The 17,582-nt window shown below is 63.4% G+C and carries 13 protein-coding genes; all 13 read right to left on the bottom strand.

What is annotated here, in order from left to right:
• Positions 1–126: 126 nt before the first annotated feature.
• Positions 127–2,025 (bottom strand): beta-ketoacyl synthase, encoded by a 1,899-nt coding sequence (locus AC3B6A_RS25580; RefSeq protein ID WP_488399897.1) that lies wholly within the window; start codon positions 2,023–2,025, stop codon positions 127–129.
• 255 nt (positions 2,026–2,280) lie between these two features.
• Positions 2,281–3,213 (bottom strand): carbamate kinase, encoded by a 933-nt coding sequence (gene arcC, locus AC3B6A_RS25575; RefSeq protein ID WP_488399896.1) that lies wholly within the window; start codon positions 3,211–3,213, stop codon positions 2,281–2,283.
• Between the two features lie 71 nt (positions 3,214–3,284).
• Positions 3,285–4,295: an ornithine carbamoyltransferase gene (locus AC3B6A_RS25570; protein WP_488399895.1), complete on the bottom strand. Its 1,011-nt coding sequence runs from the start codon at positions 4,293–4,295 to the stop codon at positions 3,285–3,287.
• Between the two features lie 111 nt (positions 4,296–4,406).
• On the bottom strand, positions 4,407–5,663 hold the full coding sequence (gene arcA, locus AC3B6A_RS25565; RefSeq protein ID WP_488399894.1) for an arginine deiminase: 1,257 nt from the start codon (positions 5,661–5,663) through the stop codon (positions 4,407–4,409).
• Positions 5,664–5,679: 16 nt separating this feature from the next.
• Complete coding sequence (gene arcD / locus AC3B6A_RS25560; RefSeq protein ID WP_488399893.1) at positions 5,680–7,128, bottom strand: arginine-ornithine antiporter; 1,449 nt, start codon at positions 7,126–7,128, stop codon at positions 5,680–5,682.
• Between the two features lie 600 nt (positions 7,129–7,728).
• Positions 7,729–9,120, bottom strand: a complete 1,392-nt coding sequence (gene dctD, locus AC3B6A_RS25555; protein WP_488399892.1) for a two-component system response regulator DctD — start codon at positions 9,118–9,120, stop codon at positions 7,729–7,731.
• On the bottom strand, positions 9,117–10,931 hold the full coding sequence (locus AC3B6A_RS25550) for a sensor histidine kinase (RefSeq protein WP_488399891.1): 1,815 nt from the start codon (positions 10,929–10,931) through the stop codon (positions 9,117–9,119). Before AC3B6A_RS25550 ends, dctD begins: the two co-directional genes overlap by 4 nt.
• A 65-nt stretch (positions 10,932–10,996) precedes the next feature.
• Complete coding sequence (gene rfbC, locus AC3B6A_RS25545; protein ID WP_488399890.1) at positions 10,997–11,542, bottom strand: dTDP-4-dehydrorhamnose 3,5-epimerase; 546 nt, start codon at positions 11,540–11,542, stop codon at positions 10,997–10,999.
• On the bottom strand, positions 11,539–12,423 hold the full coding sequence (gene rfbA, locus AC3B6A_RS25540; protein ID WP_488399889.1) for a glucose-1-phosphate thymidylyltransferase RfbA: 885 nt from the start codon (positions 12,421–12,423) through the stop codon (positions 11,539–11,541). The genes rfbC and rfbA overlap by 4 nt, the downstream gene beginning before the upstream one ends.
• On the bottom strand, positions 12,420–13,325 hold the full coding sequence (gene rfbD, locus AC3B6A_RS25535; protein WP_488399888.1) for a dTDP-4-dehydrorhamnose reductase: 906 nt from the start codon (positions 13,323–13,325) through the stop codon (positions 12,420–12,422). The genes rfbA and rfbD overlap by 4 nt, the downstream gene beginning before the upstream one ends.
• Positions 13,322–14,380: a dTDP-glucose 4,6-dehydratase gene (gene rfbB / locus AC3B6A_RS25530; RefSeq protein ID WP_488399887.1), complete on the bottom strand. Its 1,059-nt coding sequence runs from the start codon at positions 14,378–14,380 to the stop codon at positions 13,322–13,324. Before rfbB ends, rfbD begins: the two co-directional genes overlap by 4 nt.
• Before the next feature lie 555 nt (positions 14,381–14,935).
• Positions 14,936–16,915: a polysaccharide biosynthesis protein gene (locus AC3B6A_RS25525; RefSeq protein ID WP_488403713.1), complete on the bottom strand. Its 1,980-nt coding sequence runs from the start codon at positions 16,913–16,915 to the stop codon at positions 14,936–14,938.
• Positions 16,916–16,963: 48 nt separating this feature from the next.
• Positions 16,964–17,515 carry a sugar transferase gene (locus AC3B6A_RS25520; protein ID WP_488403711.1) on the bottom strand — a complete coding sequence of 184 codons (552 nt, stop codon included), beginning with the start codon at positions 17,513–17,515 and terminating at the stop codon, positions 16,964–16,966.
• Positions 17,516–17,582: the final 67 nt, after the last annotated feature.

Raw genomic sequence — 17,582 nt, 5'->3', positions numbered from 1 at the left:
ACACTGAACAAGACAGCGGATTAGTCACTCAGCAAACCACAGGTGCGGGTTCGGTGGCGAAGGCCGGCGGTGCGCAGGCATGAAAAAGCCGGGCATCTGCCCGGCTTTTTCGTTCAACGTCGGTGATCAGTCGAGCATGTCGCTGAAGCGTTCATCCTTCTTGTAGGCGATGGCCTGGCTGAAGCCGGGGACCTGCACGCCCTTGTCGCTGATCTCGATGCCGTGCTCGTCGATCATGTCGTTGCCGAAGTTGTAGATGATGTCGAAGCGGCCCTGGGTCGCGGCTTCGTCGTACTGGCGGGCGGCGCTGCGGGTGGCTTCGCGGCGGGCCTGGTAGGCGGCGAAGGCGGCATCGCCGTGGCGCTTGCGCAGCATCTTCTCGGTGACGGCGGGGGACAGCAGCACGCCGGTGGCGTTGTTGCCGCCGAAGCCCTTTGAGTTGATGAAGCAGACTTCCAGGTCGTCGCGGCGCACGTCGGTGTTGGACAGGCTGATGTGGTCCTTGAACACGTCGTCGGCGAAGGTCTCGACGGTCTTGATGCCGGGGATCACGCCGTAGCGGAAGGTGCCGAGGGCGGAGATCAGCTGGTCGGCGCTGGCGGTGGCCAGGGAGTGGCCGACGAAGGCCTTCGCCGCGGCGATCGGCCAGTCGCTGATGCCGAAGGCGGTGGCGACGCGGTCGAGGATTTCCGATTCGGTGACGCGGTTGGCCGGGGTGCTGGAGCCGTGGGCGTGGACGAAGCTGTGCTGGCGCACGCTGTCCGGGCCGACGATCTGGCTGGCGGCGGCCACGGCCTTGGCCATGGTCAGGTAGTTGCCCGGGCCGGGGGCGGAGATGGATTTCTTGAAGCCGTCGGCGTTGATGAATACGTCCGGCACCGAGCCGTGGATCTCGGCGCCCAGCTCCAGGGCCAGGGCGTCGTCCATCAGCACCACGTACTGCGCGGATTCGGCCAGGGTGAAGCCGCAGTTTTCGCCGAACGGGCGGCTGGCGCGGCGGAAGTCGACGTCGTCGCGGCCTTCGATGTGGCGCAGGCCTTCCTCGGTGGCCAGCGCGCCCATGGCGGCGTAGCCCTCGATGATCTCGGAGGTGAGCGGGGCCTCGGCGTTGCCGACGATGACCACGCGGGCCTGGCCGCTGGTGATGACGTCGAGGCCCTTCTGCAGGTTGTAGAGGAAGGTGGCGCAGGCGCCGGTGATGCTGCCGGTCATGCCGACGCTGCCGAGCACGTAGGCGTTGATGAAGTCGGTGGGCATGCTGTTGAAGCCCAGCGGCAGCTGCTTGGCCGAGACGCGGTGGCCGCGCAGGCGCGATTGCAGCAGGCCGCCGTAACCGTTCTCGTCCAGCTGGCTCATGATGCTGCTGGAGAATACGGCGATTTCGTCGGGCTGCACGTGATTGCAGATGGTCTGCCAGTCGATGCCGACGGAGCGCACCGCGTCGGTGGCGGCGACCACGGCCATCTGCAGGCCGCGCGGGTGGAAGCGCGAGTTGTACAGCTCGCCCGGCTCGAAGCCGGTGGGCAGCTGGCCGGCGGATTTCACCGGCAGCGCGCGGTGGCTGTCGACCTTGAATTCGCAGCTGTCGTGTAGGGTGACGCGGACTTCGCCGTCTGCGAGTTCTTCCACCGACCAGTTGGCCGGCAGCGGCTCGGGCAGTTGCTTGCGCAGGGTGCTGAAGGTGACGGGGCTGCCGGCGGCGCTGACGGTCAGGCTCTTGTGGCAGTGCGCGGCATCGACGTCGAGGTATTGCAGTTCGATGCGGCGGATCAGGGTGGACTGGCAAATCTGTCCGGCGAAGCGCTGTTCGATTTCGGCGAGGGTCAGGGCCCGGCCGTCGGCGTCGAGGTATTGCCCGGCGTCGAACTTCACCAGTTTCATCATCACCGCGAGGCCGGCGAGGGTTTCCTGGCGGGCGGTGTCATCCATGGATTCGAGGACGGTGCGGCGGAACCCATGGTGGAACGAGCTGCGGCCCGCAGCGTTATACCCACCAAAACCAACGATGACCGGTAGTCGAGACATCTCTCGGAAACTCCTTCAGCAAGTCCATCTTGTACGTCGGGGCGGCGGTTGCCCGTGGCGGGTCGGCCCGGCGGCACAAAGCCAGGGGTGGCTTCTAGCGATTCAATGCTTTAGCTGACGAGAATGATGACCGCCGAGTCACGCCAACGCCAGGAATTGGCGGAAGAAGTCGACGAATTTCCAGTGGGATCGTGCAGGAATTTCGGAAGGGAACCGGGAGCCGGCAGGGGCCCCCGGGGGTATTGCGGGTGTCGCTCAGCGGTACTCGATGCCGGCTTTCTTGGTGCTGACGCGGGTGCCGGACTTGCCTTCGGTGATCGCCACGATGTTTTCCAGCGAGCCGATCACCGCGTCCTTGCCGGTGTTGCGGGCGAACTCGATGGCCGCCATGACCTTCGGGCCCATGGAGCCGGCGGCGAAGCCGAGGCGTTCCAGTTCGTCCGGGTGGGCCTGGGCGATGGCCTTCTGGGTCGGCTTGCCCCAGTCGACGTAGGCCGCGTCGACGTCGGTGGCGATGATCAGGATGTCGGCGGCGAGCTCCTGGGCCAGCAGCGAGGAGCAGAGGTCCTTGTCGATCACCGCTTCGACGCCGGAGAGTTTCTTGCCGGCTTCGTCATACATGGTCGGGATGCCGCCGCCGCCGGCGCAGATGACGATGGTGCCTTTCTCCAGCAGCCATTTGACCGGGCGGATTTCGAAGATGCGCTTGGGCCGCGGGCTGGCGACCACGCGGCGGAACTTGTCGCCATCGGGGGCGATGCTCCAGCCTTTTTCCTTGGCCAGGGCTTCGGCTTCTTCTTTCGAGTAGACCGGGCCGATGGGTTTGGTCGGGTGCTGGAAGGCCGGGTCCCTGGCGTCGACTTCGACCTGGGTGAGGATGGTGGCGAACGGCACTTCGAACGGCAGCAGGTTGCCCATTTCCTGTTCGATCATGTAGCCGATCATGCCTTCGGTCTCGGCGCCGAGGACGTCCAGCGGGTAGGGGGAGACCTTTTCATAGGCTGCGCCCTGCAGGGCCAGCAGGCCGACCTGCGGGCCGTTGCCGTGGGCGATCACCAGTTCGTTGCCCGGCGCGACCTTGGCGATCTGCTCGGCGGCGATCCTCACGTTGGTGCGCTGGTTGTCGGCAGTCATGGGTTCGCCACGACGCAGCAGGGCGTTGCCGCCCAATGCGACGACGATACGCATATTCATTTCCTCCGAAAGGGTGGAAACGCCCCCGGACCGGCGACGGCGTCGCGGTCCGGGGGCGCCCGGCGTTACATGTCGGCGAGGGTCGAGACGAGGATCGCCTTGATGGTGTGCATGCGGTTTTCCGCTTGCTCGAAGGCGATGTTGTAGGGGGACTCGAAGACGTCCTCGGTGACCTCGATGCCGTTCTTCAGCGCGGGGTACTGCTCGGCGATCTGCTTGCCGACCTTGGTTTCGCTGTTGTGGAAGGCGGGCAGGCAGTGCATGAACTTCACGCGCGGGTTGCCGGCGGCCTTCATCATGTCCATGTTGACCTGGTAGGGCAGCAGTTCCTTGATGCGCTCGCCCCAGGCTTCCACCGGCTCGCCCATGGAGACCCACACGTCGGTGTGGATGAAGTCCACGCCCTTGACCGCGACTTTCGGGTCTTCGGTGATGGTGAGGCGGGCGCCGCTTTCTTCAGCGAACTTGTTGCAGGCGGCGATGTGCTCTTCGGTCGGCCAGAGTTCCTTGGGCGCGGCGATGCGCACGTCCATGCCGAGCTTGGCGCCGATCAGCAGCAGGGAGTTGCCCATGTTGTTGCGGGCGTCGCCCAGGTAGGCGTAGCTGATGTCGTGCAGCGGCTTGTCGCTGTGCTCGCGCATGGTCAGCACGTCGGCCAGCATCTGGGTCGGGTGGTACTCGTCGGTCAGGCCGTTGAACACAGGTACGCCGGCGAACTTGGCCAGTTCCTCGACGATATCCTGCTTGAAGCCCCGGTATTCGATGGCGTCGTACATGCGGCCGAGTACGCGGGCGGTGTCCTTCATGGACTCCTTGTGGCCGATCTGCGAGGAGTTCGGGTCGATGTAGGTGACGTTGGCGCCCTGGTCATAGGCGGCCACTTCGAAGGCGCAGCGGGTGCGGGTCGAGGTTTTCTCGAAGATCAGCGCGATGTTGTTGCCCTTGAGGTGCTGCTGTTCGGTGCCGGTGTACTTGGCGCGCTTGAGGTCGCGGGACAGGTCGAGCAGGTAGCGCAACTCGCGGGTGCTGTGGTGCATCAGGCTGAGCAGGTTGCGGTTGTGCATGTTGAAAGCCATGTTCTTTCTCCTGGTGGGATGGAAGCCTTGGCCCCGTCAGTACAGCTTGTGGCTGGCGAGGAGGGCGGCCGGGTCGGGCCGCCCCTGAGGTCTGTGCGCTCGGTTGGGCGATCAGTAGTCGATCGGGTCGCGGATGATCGGGCAGGTCATGCAGTGACCGCCGCCACGGCCCCGGCCCAGTTCGCTGGCGCTGATGGTGATGACTTCCACGCCGGCCTTGCGCAGCAGGGTGTTGGTGTAGGTGTTGCGGTCATAGCCGACCACCACGCCCGGTTCCAGGCAGACCACGTTGTTGCCGTCGTCCCACTGCTCGCGCTCGGCGGCGAAGCTGTTGCCGCCGGTTTCCACGACGCGCAGTTTCTTTAGGTTCAGGGCTTCGCCGACCACGCTGATGAAGTCCTTCTCCTCGCGGTGGATGTTGAGGCCGTAGGGGCTCGAGGTATCCGGGCGCAGGCTGAAGGGCACGATCTCCTTCACCACTTCCGGGAAGACGGTGACCAGGTCGCGGTCGCAGAAGCTGAACACGGTGTCCAGGTGCATCGCGGCGCGGGACTTGGGCAGGCCGGCGACGATCACGCGCTCGGCCGCGCCCTTGGCGAACAGGTTCTGCGCGACCTGGCCGATGGCCTGGCGGGAGGTGCGCTCACCCATGCCGATGAGGACGACGCCGTTGCCGATCGGCATCACGTCGCCACCTTCGAGGGTGGACATGCCGTGGTCCTTGTCCGGGTCGCCGTACCAGATTTCGAATTCGGCGTTGATGAATTCCGGGTGGAACTTGTAGATCGCGGTGGTCAGCAGGGTTTCCTGACGTCGCGCCGGCCAGTACATCGGGTTCAGCGTCACGCCGCCGTAGATCCAGCAGGTGGTGTCGCGGGTGAACTGGGTGTTGGGCAGCGGCGGCAGCAGGAAGCTGGAGTGGCCCAGGTAGTCGCGGTACATCTTCAGCGCCTTGGCGCCTTCGCTGTCCGGAATGTCGTCGGCGGCGACGCCACCGATGAGGAATTCGGCCAGCTTGCGCGGCTCCAGGCTTTCCAGCCAGCCGCGCAGTTCCTGGGTCAGGCCCAGGCCGACGCTGTCGTTGGTGATCTTGCGGTCAAGGATCCACTTCAGCGCTTCGGGGTTCTGCACGGTCTCGGTCAGCAGGTTGTGCATTTCCAGGACGTCGATGCCGCGCTCGCGCATCTTGGTGACGAAGTCGAAGTGGTCGCGCTTGGCCTGGTTCACCCAGATGACGTCGTCGAACAGCAACTCGTCGCAGTTGCTCGGGGTCAGGCGTTGGTGGGCGAGTCCAGGCGAGCAGACCATCACTTTGCGCAGTTTGCCGGCTTCGGAGTGGACGCCAAGTTTGGTTTTTTCCGTGCTCATGAGAGGTCTCCAGGAGTTACAGAGAAAGGAAGCCGTCGTACAGACCGTAGGCCGCGATCAGGAACCCGATCGCAACGCCTGCGAAAATCAGCTTCTCGACATTGGTGAAGACGGGTTGCCCCACTTCACGTTTTGCGATGGCAAAGAGGATTACCCCCGGCGCGTACAGCAGCGCCGACAGCAGCAGGTATTTCAGGCCACCGGCGTAGATCAGCCAGATGGCATAGATGACCGAGATGGCCGCAATGATCAGGTCCTTGCTGCGGTCGGCCGGGTCCTTGTCGTAGGTCTCGCCTTTCACCGCCAGCAGCAGGGCGTAGGCCGCGGACCAGAAGTACGGGATGAGGATCATCGAGGTGGCCAGCAGCAGCATCTTGGTGTACGGGTCCATGCCGTCGGAGCTGCCCGAGGTGAAGAAGGTGATCACCAGGAACACCTGCACGCAGATGTTGGTCAGCCACAGGGCGTTGGCCGGCACCTGGTTGGCGTTCTCCTTGCGGAGGAACTCCGGCATGGTGTGGTCCTTGGCCGCGGCGAACATGATCTCGGCGCACAGCAGCACCCAGGAGAGCAGGGCACCGAGCAGGGAGATCAGCAGGCCGACGCTGATCAGCACCGCACCCCAGTGACCGACCACGTGCTCCAGCACCAGCGCCATCGACGGGTTCTGCAGCTTGGCCAGTTCCGGCTGGGTCATCACGCCCATGGACAGCACGTTCACCAGCACCAGCAGCAGCAGCACGGTGATGAAGCCGATGACCGTGGCCTTGCCGACGTCGGTACGTTTTTCCGCACGGGAGGAGAAGATGCTCGCGCCTTCGATGCCGATGAACACCCAGACGGTGACCAGCATCATGTTGCGCACCTGGTTCATCACGCTGCCCAGTTCCGGATTGCTCGCGCCCCAGAAGTCAGCGGTGAAGATGTCCAGCTTGAAGGCGAACAGGCAGATCAGGATGAACAGGAACAGCGGGACGATCTTGGCGATGGTCGTGATGGTGTTGATGAACGCCGCCTCCTTGATCCCGCGCAGCACCAGGAAGTGCAGGGCCCACAGCAGCACCGACGCGCCGATGATCGCCGCGAGGGTGTCGCCCTTGCCGAAGACCGGGAAGAAGTAGCCCAGGGTGCTGAAGAGAAGGAGGAAGTAACCGACGTTGCCGAGCCAGGCGCTGATCCAGTAGCCCCAGGCCGAGGAGAAGCCCATGTAGTCGCCGAAGCCGGCCTTGGCGTAGGCGTACACGCCGCCGTCGAGCTCGGGTTTGCGGTTGGCCAGGGTCTGGAAGACGAAGGCGAGGGTCAGCATCCCGACTGCGGTGATGGCCCAGCCGATGAGGATGGCACCGACGTCGGCGCTGGCGGCCATGTTTTGCGGGAGGGAGAAGATACCCCCGCCGATCATGGAACCAACGACCAGGGCTGTCAGCGCGCCGAGTTTTAGTTTTTGGCTGCTTTCTTGCGACATTTATGAATCTCCCTATAGGTATTTGGAGAGTTGAGGCTATTAAGCGCCTGGGGTCAGGGAGGCTCCCTGACTCAGATCAATAGCTTGCTATCCAATGTATTGAGCGGCACTCCAGCATCCGCCCACCCCGCAGATAAGATAGAAGGGGTTTTTCAATAACGCCTGATTTAGAGGGGATTTCTTGAAAGTTTAATAACCGGGATGTGGCCGCTGTGTGGCAGCGACGGAGTGCCGTCGCTCTGGCCCGCGCGAAGCGTCGAGGCTACAGATGGTCTGTCAGGCGTGCGGAGCGTGCAGGAGGCGGCCGAGGCGCAGCAGGAATGCTGGCGTCATGCAGGGGAGGGGGATTGGCCGGGGCAGGATCACTGCGCCCGGCGAAGCACCCTGCGAAACGAGGGCGCGAGATGGCCAGTAGCCGAAGGACACCGCCGGGTTCGTGGCCCGACGGGCGCGGCGAGACGGGCACGCCGCGAAGATGTGATGCGCAAGGCAATCGCACCCATGTCGCAGAACAGGTGTATGCCGGGGATGAAGACTACGCGAGACCTCGCGGCAGCGCTGTTCGCCCTTGGTCGCAGATGCGGGGCGGCGGGCTGCCGCTCAACCCTCGGCGTCGTCGGCGGAACCTCCGCCACCGGAGAACAGCAGCCCATGCTTGCGCAGCTTGTCGTGCAGGGTCTTGCGCGGTATGCCGAGGGCCTCGGCGAGGCTGCGCAGCGAGTTGTGCGGGCGGCTCATCTCGGCGGCGATCAGCGCGCGCTCGAAGGCCTCGACCTGTTCGTTCAGCCCTGTGCCGGCAGTGGCTGGAAGCGCCTGGGAACCAGTCTCGTCCAGCCCGAGGTCGAGCCCCAGCGCGTAGCGCTCCGCGGCGTTCTGCAGCTCGCGCACATTGCCCGGCCAGCCGTGGGCCAGCAGTTGCGCGCGCTGCGCGGAGTCCAGGGGGCGTGCCGTCAGGCCGTGGCGCTGCGCGCCCCGCTCGGCGAAGTGCTGGAACAGCAGGAGGATGTCGTCGCCGCGCTCGCGCAGCGGCGGGATGCGCAGGCTGGCGACGTTCAGGCGGTAATACAGGTCGGCGCGGAAGCGGCCTTCGTCGGAGGCCAGGCGCAGGTCCTCCTTGGTCGCCGCGACGATGCGGATGTCCAGCGGGATCAGCTGGTTGGAGCCCAGGCGTTCGACAGTGCGCTCCTGCAACAGGCGCAGCAGCTTGACCTGCACGTCCAGGCTCATGCTCTCGATCTCGTCGAGGAACAGCGTGCCGCCATTGGCGTATTCGAACTTGCCGATGCGCCGCTTCTGCGCGCCGGTGAAGGCGCCCTGCTCGTGGCCGAACAGCTCGCTTTCCACCACCGACTCGGCCAGCGCCCCGGCGTTGATGGCGACGAAGGGGCCGTTGCGGCGGCTGGACAGGTCGTGCAGGGCGCGGGCGACCACTTCCTTGCCCGAGCCGGTCTCGCCGAGGATCAGCACGTCGGCCTGGATCGCCGCCAGCGAGGCGACCTGCTGCTGCAGGCGCTGCATGGGCGCGGACTGGCCGACCAGGCGGCCGCGCAGTTCCTTCTGCTCGGACAGCGCCAGGCGCAGGCTGCGGTTCTCCAGCACCAGGCGGCGCACGTCGAGGGCGCGGCGCACGCTGTCCAGCAGGGCATCGCTGGGGAAGGGCTTTTCCAGGAAGTCGTAGGCGCCGGAGCGCATGGCCTTGACCGCCAGCGGCACGTCGCCGTGGCCGGTGACCAGGATCACCGGCAGTTCGGCGTCCTGGGCGTGCAGCTGTTCCAGCAGCTGCAGGCCGTCGATGCCGGGCATGCGGATATCGCTGACGATCACCCCGGGCCAGTCCCGCGCCTGCTGCGTGTCGAGCTGGCGCGCGTCGGCCAGGGCGACGACCTTGAAGCCAGCCAGGTCGAGAGTCTGGCTCAGCGCCTGGCGCAGGTGCGGATCGTCGTCGATCAACAGCACCTGGGTGGTGGAATCGAAGGGCGCTGCCGAACTCATGCGCGGGTTTCCTCCTGCGGCGTCGAAGTCACGCCGGGGATGCCCGGCAACAGGTGCAATTGTACGAGAGCGCCGCCCTCGGGGTGATTACCCAGTTCCAGGTGGCCGCCGAGGGTGCGCAGCAGGGTGTCGCAGATGGCCAGGCCCAGCCCCAGGCCCTTGGCGCTGGTCTTGGTGGTGAAGAAGGGCTCGCGGGCATGGGCCAGCGCCTGCTCGGAGAAGCCGGGGCCGTTGTCGCGCAGGGACAGGATGATGCGTTCGGGCGTCTGCTCGGCGGTCAGCCAGATGCGCCGCGGCGGCGCCTTCTCGGCGAGGGCGTCGAGGGCGTTGGAGAGCAGGTTGGACAGTATCTGACGCAGCCGGGTCTCGCCGGCCTGCACCCAGATCGCCGCGTCCGGCAGGTCGCGCAGCAGCTCGACGTTCATCGCCTGCCGGCGTGGCGCCACCAGGGCCAGGGCGTCGTTGAGCGCCGGCTGCAGGGCGACGTTCTCCGGCGCGCGGCGCGCTCCTCGGGCGTAGGCCTTGAGGTGGCCGATGATCGAGGCCATGCGCGCGGTCAGTTCGCCGATCTGCTGCAGGTTGCCGCGCGCGTCGTCGTAGCGCTCGTGGTCGAGCAGCACGCGGGCGTTGTCGGCGTAGCTGCGGATCGCCGCCAGCGGCTGGTTGAGCTCGTGGCTGATGCTGGCGGACATGGTACCCAGGGCGGTCAGCTTGCCGGCCTGCACGACTTCGTCCTGCGCATGCATCAGTTCGCGCTGCGCCTGCTCGCGGTTGCTGACCTCCTCCTGCAAGCGGGTGTTGGCGCCTTCCAGCGCCTGGGTGCGTTCCTGTACGCGCAGCTCCAGCTCGTGCTTGGCCTGCGCTTCGAGCTCGATGCGCTCCAGGTAGTGGCGGCGGCTGATGGTCAGCAGCGAGAGCAGCAGGAGCAGGGCGACGAGGGTGGCCGCGCCGATCAGCACGACGCTGCGCACCGGGCCGTCCACCTGGGTGCGCGGGGTGTAGATGCTGACGGTCCAGCCGGTTTCCGGCAGTTCGCGGCTCTGGCTGATCCAGCGGCGCTGGTCGATCTTCAGCGGCAGTGGATTCAGCACGGGATAGGGAATGTTCTCGGCGATCTCGCGCTGCTTGGCGGGCGACAGCTCGCGGCTGGCATGGAAGCGCCAGGCCTTGTTGGACGACAGGATGACCACGCCGTTGCTGTCCATCACCAGCAGCTGGTCGGGCGTATTGCCCCACAGTTGTTCCATGTGCTCCAGGTCGACTTTCACCACCAGCACGCCCAGTAGCGTCTCGCCGTCGCGCACCTCGCTGGCGAAGAAGTAGCCGCGCCGCTTGGAGGTGGTGCCCAGGCCGAAGAAGCGCGCCGGCCGCCCCTGCATCGCTTCCTTGTAATAAGGACGGAAGGAGAAATTGATACCGACGAAGCTGTCGGACTGGTCCCAGTTGGAGGCGGCGCGGGTCAGGCCGTCCGGCTGCATCAGGTAGATGACGTCGGCGCCGGTGCGCTCGCGGATGCGCGCCAGTTCGAGGTTGGCGGCGCTCTGCAGGGCCGGGTCGCCGGGGGACTGCAACGCCGCGCGCAGGGTGGGCAGGTCGCCGAGGATCGGCGGCAGGTCCTCGTAGCGGCGCAGCGTGCCGAGCAGGTTGGCGACGTAGAGGTCGAGGGTCTGCTGGTTCTGCCGGGCGATCTGCTCGCTGTAGTAGCGCTCGGCGACGTGGTGCAGGGGCCAGAGCAGCGGCGCGAGCAGTAGCGCGAGAAGGGCCAGCGAGCGCCAGCGGGTGAGGTGTAGGTTCAAGGCGGCGTATATCACATGCGGTTGCTTCCGCCGCCGATGCTACACCGATCAGCGTTGAAAGGGCTGCGTCTCAGGGGCTTTCAATCGAAGAGTTCGGCGTCCGCCAGTCGACGGCCTTCGCGATCCTTCGCGGAGAGAGTCGGTTCGCCGTCGAGAGGCCAGTCGATCGCCAGCTGCGGGTCGTCCCAGGCGATGCAGCGCTCATGCTCCGGTGCCCAGAAATCCGTGGTCTTGTAGAGGAACTCGGCATTTTCGCTGAGCACCAGGAAGCCGTGGGCGAAGCCCTCGGGAATCCATACCTGCCGCTTGTTCTCTTCGCTGAGGACCTGTCCGACCCACTGGCCGAAGGTCGGTGAGCTGCGGCGGATGTCCACGCTGACGTCGAACACCGCACCCTGGATGACGCGCACCAGTTTTCCCTGAGCCTGGCGGATCTGATAGTGCAGGCCGCGTAGGACGCCTCGGGACGAGCAGGAGTGGTTGTCCTGTACGAAATTGACCTTGCGGGCGATCGCCTGCTCGAATTTCTGCTGGTTGTAGCTTTCGAAGAAGAAGCCACGGCTATCACCGAAGACCTGGGGCTCGATCATTAGAACATCGGGGATGGCCAGCGGGCTGATTTTCATCGGTACACCGTTTGTGTCAGGAGGCGTTGGAGATACAGGCCGTACCCGCTTTTGGCCAGCGGCGCGGCCAGCCGTTGCAGGACTTCCGGGCTGATCCAGCCCTGGCGGAAGGCGATCTCCTCCGGGCATGCGACCTTGAGTCCCTGCCGGTTCTCCAGGGTTGCGATGAATTGACTGGCTTCGAGCAAGGACTCATGGGTACCGGTATCCAGCCAAGCATAGCCGCGCCCCATGATCTCTACCGACAACTCGCCCTGTTCCAGGTAAATGCAATTGACGTCGGTGATTTCCAGTTCGCCGCGTGCCGAGGGGCGGAGGCTCTTGGCGATCTCGATGACACGCTGATCGTAGAAGTACAGTCCGGTCACCGCATAGGTGGATTTTGGCTGCCGGGGCTTTTCCTCAAGGCTGACGGCCTTGCCGTGCGGGTCGAACTCCACGACGCCGTAACGCTCGGGGTCATGCACGTGGTAGGCGAAGACAGTGGCACCTCCTTCCCGTTGCATGGCGTTGGCCAGGAGTTCCTGCAGGTTGTGGCCGTAGTAGATGTTGTCGCCCAGCACGAGGACGCTGAGGCTGTCGCCCAGGAACTGCTCGCCGATCAGGAATGCCTGGGCCAGGCCGTCCGGCGATTCCTGGATGGCGTATTGCAGTTCGATGCCCCATTGATTGCCGTTGCCCAGCAGTTGCTGAAACCGGGGAACGTCCTGTGGTGTAGAGATGATCAGCATTTCCCTGATGCCTGCGAGCATCAGGGTGCTGAGCGGGTAATAGATCATTGGTTTGTCGTACACCGGCAGCAGTTGCTTGGACACCGATAGTGTGGCCGGGTGTAGTCGGGTGCCTGCGCCTCCGGCGAGGATTATGCCCTTGCGCTTCATGCGGGCTTTTCTCCTGCCAGTTCGATCAGCATCCGCTTCATGTGAGTTTCCCAGGCGGGCAGGGTCAGTCCGAAGGTCTCCCGTAGTGTGCGGGTGTCGAGTCGAGAGTTGTGGGGGCGCATTGCCGGCAACGGGTACTCTCGGGTCGGTATCGGCAGCACCTGCTCTGGCGAGGTGCGTAGTGGCAATCCCAGGCCGATGGCCTGCTCGATCACGAAGCGCGCGTAGCCGTGCCAGCTGACCGCGCCATCCGCGGTCAGGTGATAGAGGCCTGCGAGCGCTTGGGCGTCAGGACGATGGCGCAGTTGTGCGAGTACCTGGGCGGTAACGTCGGCGATCAGCTCGGCACTGGTCGGCGCGCCGAACTGATCGACAACCACGCGCAACTCCTCGCGATCCGCCGCCAGGCGTAGCATGGTCCTGGCGAAGTTCGCACCGCGCGCGGCGTAGACCCAACTGGTACGGAAGATCAGGTGGCGGCAACCGCTGGCGAGAATCGCCTGGTCGCCTTCCAGCTTCGTTCTGCCATAGACGTTGAGTGGTCCGGTGGGGTCGTTTTCGCGGAAGGGCTGGGTGCCGCTGCCGTCGAATACATAGTCGGTGGAATAGTGCACGAGCCAGGCATCCAGATCGGCGGCAAGTTCAGCCAGTACTCCGACAGCCTCGGCATTCACCCTCCGTGCCCGGTCGATGTCGGTTTCCGCCTTGTCCACTGCGGTATAGGCGGCCGCGTTCACGATGATCGAGGGGCGTTCCGCGTTTACCAGGGCGCGCAGGCCCGCCAGGTCTTCCAGATCGCCGCGCCGGCGATCACAGACGATCAGCCGCCCCAGGGGAGCAAGGGCGCGCTGCAGCTCCCAGCCGACCTGGCCGTTGGCACCGAGGATCAGGATGTCGTTCATATGTACTGTTGGCTCAGCCATTCACGATAGGCACCGCTGGCAACGTTCTCGACCCAGGACTGGTTGTCGAGGTACCAGCGGACGGTTTTGGCAATTCCACTATCAAAGGTCTCTGCTGGCTTCCAGCTCAGCTCATGCTCCAGACGCGTGGCATCGATGGCGTAGCGTCGGTCGTGGCCGGGGCGGTCCTTGACGAAGCGGATCTGCTCACGGTAGCTGCGACCATCGCTACGCGGGGATTCCCGGTCGAGCTCGTCGCAGATGCGGTGTACCACTTCCAGGTTGGATTTCTCGTTCCAGCCACCGACATTGTAGGTCTCGCCCACTTGCCCTGCCGCCAGTACGCGGCGAATGGCGCTGCAGTGGTCCTTGACGTACAGCCAGTCGCGAATCTGCTGGCCGTCGCCGTAGATCGGCAGCTTCTCTCCGGCCAGGGCATTGCGGATCACCAGGGGGACCAGTTTCTCCGGAAAGTGGAACGGCCCGTAGTTGTTCGAGCAGTTTGTGGTCAACACCGGCAGCCCGTAGGTGTGGTGATAGGCGCGGATCAGATGGTCGGAGGCGGCCTTGGATGCAGAGTAGGGGCTGTTGGGCTGGTAGGGGTGTTGTTCGGTGAAGGCGGGGGCCTCGGGGGCGAGGGAGCCGTATACCTCGTCGGTGGATACATGCAGGAAGCGGAACTCTTCCTTGCGCCGGTCATCCAGCGTGATCCAGTAAGTGCGCACTGCTTCGAGCAGGTGGAAGGTGCCGACCACGTTCGTCTGGATGAAGTCCTCCGGCCCGTGGATCGAGCGATCAACGTGCGATTCCGCAGCGAAGTTGACCACGGCCCGCGGCTGGTACTCGGCCAGAAGACGATCCACCAGTGCAGCATCACCGATATCTCCATGCACGAAGGTATGGAGGGGGTTTCCTTCCAGGCTGGCGAGATTCTGCAGGTTTCCGGCGTAGGTCAGTTTGTCCAGGCTGATTACGGTTTCAGAGTGTGCAGCGAACCAGTCGAGGACGAAGTTGGAACCGATGAAGCCGGCACTACCTGTTACGAGGATCGTCATGGATCAGAGCCCCTGTAGGAGCGATACGGCAACCTGCAGGGGTTGTCGGGAAACATCGGTTGGTAGGCGCCTGACTGGTTGATCAGCGACAGTGCGGTTGCGGCTGGTCAGGACTGGACAACTCGAAGATTAGCTGGTTCTCGGGAGTCGAGCGTCGGTGCTTGAGTTAGTGCCAATCAGGTATGTTGCCATGCTGATGGTAGTTGATCGTGGGATATTCATCGTCATGCGCTTACCTTGATCAACTGAAGGACTGGTCGGACAAGACAAGACCCAGCCGCAGATCGTCGGGCAGACACCTTGGGTAAGGCCATGAACTACTCGGCCAGCAGCTGGGGCCGCTTGGCTGCGCTACATCCTCAAACGCCTGCCAGCCGCCAGCCGCGTCGGATATTACGAAGCGCTATTGTCGTGGAACTGCTCACTAGCTTCTGCATCTTAAAAAGAGGAGGGCTATGGCTCGCCTACGGCGCGAGCTACAGCAGGAAGTCTTGAGAGCAATGTGCGACGTTCACGTGGCTACCTCCTTGAATATCGCCGATCAAACCATCCGCCTCACATGTCCGTTCGGCGTTGGATATAGATGTGATCGACGATGTCGCCATCCGGCACATAACCGCTGACGGTTTCACGTAGCAGCTGCCGAACCTGAACGAAATCATCCGCTTCAACAGCCGCGAGCAATGCTGCCAGACGCTCCTTGAGCACGTCCCAAGAAAGGTACTCCTCGTTGGCGCGCATGATCATGGGATGCTCGGTTGGCTGCACGTTGTCGCCAATCAGAAGCTCTTCGTAGAGTTTCTCGCCCGGACGCAGCCCGGAAAACTCGATGGAGATATCCCCGTGCGGATCGGACTCGGAGCGCACGCTAAGTCCCGACAACCTGATCATCTTCTCGGCCAGGTCGACGATTTTCACCGGGCAACCCATATCGAGCACGAACACATCGCCGCCCTGCCCCATGGACCCCGCCTGAATGACCAACTGCGCAGCCTCCGGAATGGTCATGAAGTAACGCGTGATATTCGGGTGAGTGACCGTGACCGGGCCACCCCGCTTGATCTGCTCACGGAAAAGCGGAATCACCGAGCCGGAAGACCCCAGGACATTGCCGAAGCGCACCATGGTGAAACGGGTCTTGTTCACCTGGTGAACGCTACCCTCGCCATACAATGCTGGCGCCGCCTCTCGGCTCAGCGCCTGCAGTACCATTTCCGCCAGCCGCTTGGTGCTGCCCATGACGTTGGTCGGCCGCACCGCCTTGTCGGTCGAGATCAGCACGAAATTCGCCACGCCTGCCTTGATCGCCGACTGTGCGGTATACAGGGTGCCCAGCAAATTGTTCAGTACCCCCTCGGCGATGTTGTGTTCCACCATCGGCACATGCTTGTAGGCCGCTGCGTGATAAACGGTATTCACCTGCCAGGTTCGCAATACATCCTGCAGCCGCACCGGATTGCGGATCGAGCCAAGTATCGGCACCAGCTGGATCTTCAGCGATTCGCGAACGATGCGCCGCTCCAACTCGCTGTGAATGCTGTAGAGGTTGAATTCGGAATGCTCGAACAGAATCAGCACCCGAGCCCCGGAAGAAAGAATCTGCCGGCACAACTCCGAACCAATCGAGCCCCCGGCCCCAGTAACCAGCACCGATTGCTTCTTGATGCAACGCTCGAACAACGCTTGCTGTGGCGGCACGGCATCGCGCCCGAGCAGGTCGGCAATATCGACTTCCTGCAGATCGTCGACCTTGACCTTGCCGCTGGCCAGGTCCATGACCCCTGGCACCGAGCGGACGTGCAGCGGATAGGCTTCGAGCATCCCCAGCATTTCACGACGACGCCCACGAGAAGCCGACGGAATGGCCAGCAACACCTCGCTCGCCGCCGTCTCATCGATCAACTGCGCGATATGCTTGGGCTTGTATACCTGCAACCCGGCAATGACCCGCCCGGCAATGGACGAATCGTCATCGATAAATGCCACCGGCAACAGGGTGCGGCCCATGCGCAAGGCTGCCACTAGCTGATTGCCCGCGGCGCCGGCGCCATAGATGGCCACGCGTATGCGTCCGTCACCCCGGGTGATATTGGCTCTTGCCCGGGGGTCGAACCAGTCGCCCATGAAGAACTGGCGCATCGCCAGGCGCAAACCGCCCAGTAGCACGAGGCTCAGCCACCAATAGTTGAATACCATCGAGCGTGGCACATTCACCGGGCTTCCACGGTACCAATACACCACCAGAGCCAGCAGCAACGCCGAAAGCGAAACCGCCTTGGCAATGGCGACCAACGCATCGTTGCCCAGGTAGCGCATCACCGCCCGGTACATGCCGAAACGAACGAAGAGTGGCAAGGCAATCAGCGGCGCGGTAACGAACAACCATCCATGGCCATTGAAAGGGCGAACGGCATCGAATTCGCCCAGGCGGATGACGAAAGCCAGCCACAGGGCAATCCAGACCAGGAAAATATCGACAGTGACTTGAAGGATGCGCTTGTAGCGACGAGGCATCCGAAGCAAGCGCGTGCGCATTGATTCAACTAATCTCAGCATGACGATTCTTATATAACCATATGAATTTCAGTGCCGAACGCGGTCGCCAGTGCCCTTTCCAGCAACCGTTTGAAAAATGAAGCTGAAATAATTTCGCACGGACATTTCGCAGATCATTCTAGCATCGGTTTCTGCCAACTGCTTTGGGGTAGACATATCGATCTCGTTCACCTGAGCCAAGCCGGTAATGCCTGGTCGTACGGCATAGACGCCCAACGCTTCACGCTCAGCAATCAACTCATCCTGATTGAATAAGTTAGGTCGCGGGCCGACAAGACTCATCTCGCCCTTTAGCACGTTCCACAGTTGCGGTAACTCATCGAGCTTGGTCTTGCGCAGAAAACTCCCCATTTTCGTAATGGAAGAGGCAGATGCGAGATGACTGGCAACAGAAGCGGTATCCAGTTTCATGGTTCTGAACTTAACAAGAGTAAAAGGCCTTTTTGCTCGCCCGACACGCTCTTGCATGAATAATGGCGAGCCAGTGTCCAATAAACCAAGCACATAAATGAGCAGCAAGACCGGAGAGCCAACAACCAGCCCCAGTAAAGAAAAAACGACATCAAAAAATCGAATCATCAAGCACCCATTGAATCCAATCCATTTAGAAACTGGGCAGAGACCGATCTATGGTCAACACCCTATC

It is taken from the genome of Pseudomonas sp. B12(2026) (assembly GCF_057767015.1).
This window is presented reverse-complemented; position numbering and strand designations above follow the sequence as displayed.

Excerpts from the sequence above, each read along its gene's own strand:
- AC3B6A_RS25580 (WP_488399897.1), bottom strand. The coding sequence starts at position 2,025 with ATGTCTCGACTACCGGTCATCGTTGGTTTTGGTGGGTATAACGCTGCG.
- arcC (WP_488399896.1), bottom strand. The coding sequence starts at position 3,213 with ATGCGTATCGTCGTCGCATTGGGCGGCAACGCCCTGCTGCGTCGTGGC.
- AC3B6A_RS25570 (WP_488399895.1), bottom strand. The coding sequence starts at position 4,295 with ATGGCTTTCAACATGCACAACCGCAACCTGCTCAGCCTGATGCACCAC.
- arcA (WP_488399894.1), bottom strand. The coding sequence starts at position 5,663 with ATGAGCACGGAAAAAACCAAACTTGGCGTCCACTCCGAAGCCGGCAAA.
- arcD (WP_488399893.1), bottom strand. The coding sequence starts at position 7,128 with ATGTCGCAAGAAAGCAGCCAAAAACTAAAACTCGGCGCGCTGACAGCC.
- dctD (WP_488399892.1), bottom strand. The coding sequence starts at position 9,120 with ATGAGTTCGGCAGCGCCCTTCGATTCCACCACCCAGGTGCTGTTGATC.
- rfbC (WP_488399890.1), bottom strand. The coding sequence starts at position 11,542 with ATGAAAATCAGCCCGCTGGCCATCCCCGATGTTCTAATGATCGAGCCC.
- rfbA (WP_488399889.1), bottom strand. The coding sequence starts at position 12,423 with ATGAAGCGCAAGGGCATAATCCTCGCCGGAGGCGCAGGCACCCGACTA.
- rfbD (WP_488399888.1), bottom strand. The coding sequence starts at position 13,325 with ATGAACGACATCCTGATCCTCGGTGCCAACGGCCAGGTCGGCTGGGAG.
- rfbB (WP_488399887.1), bottom strand. The coding sequence starts at position 14,380 with ATGACGATCCTCGTAACAGGTAGTGCCGGCTTCATCGGTTCCAACTTC.
- AC3B6A_RS25525 (WP_488403713.1), bottom strand. The coding sequence starts at position 16,915 with ATGCGCACGCGCTTGCTTCGGATGCCTCGTCGCTACAAGCGCATCCTT.
- AC3B6A_RS25520 (WP_488403711.1), bottom strand. The coding sequence starts at position 17,515 with ATGATTCGATTTTTTGATGTCGTTTTTTCTTTACTGGGGCTGGTTGTT.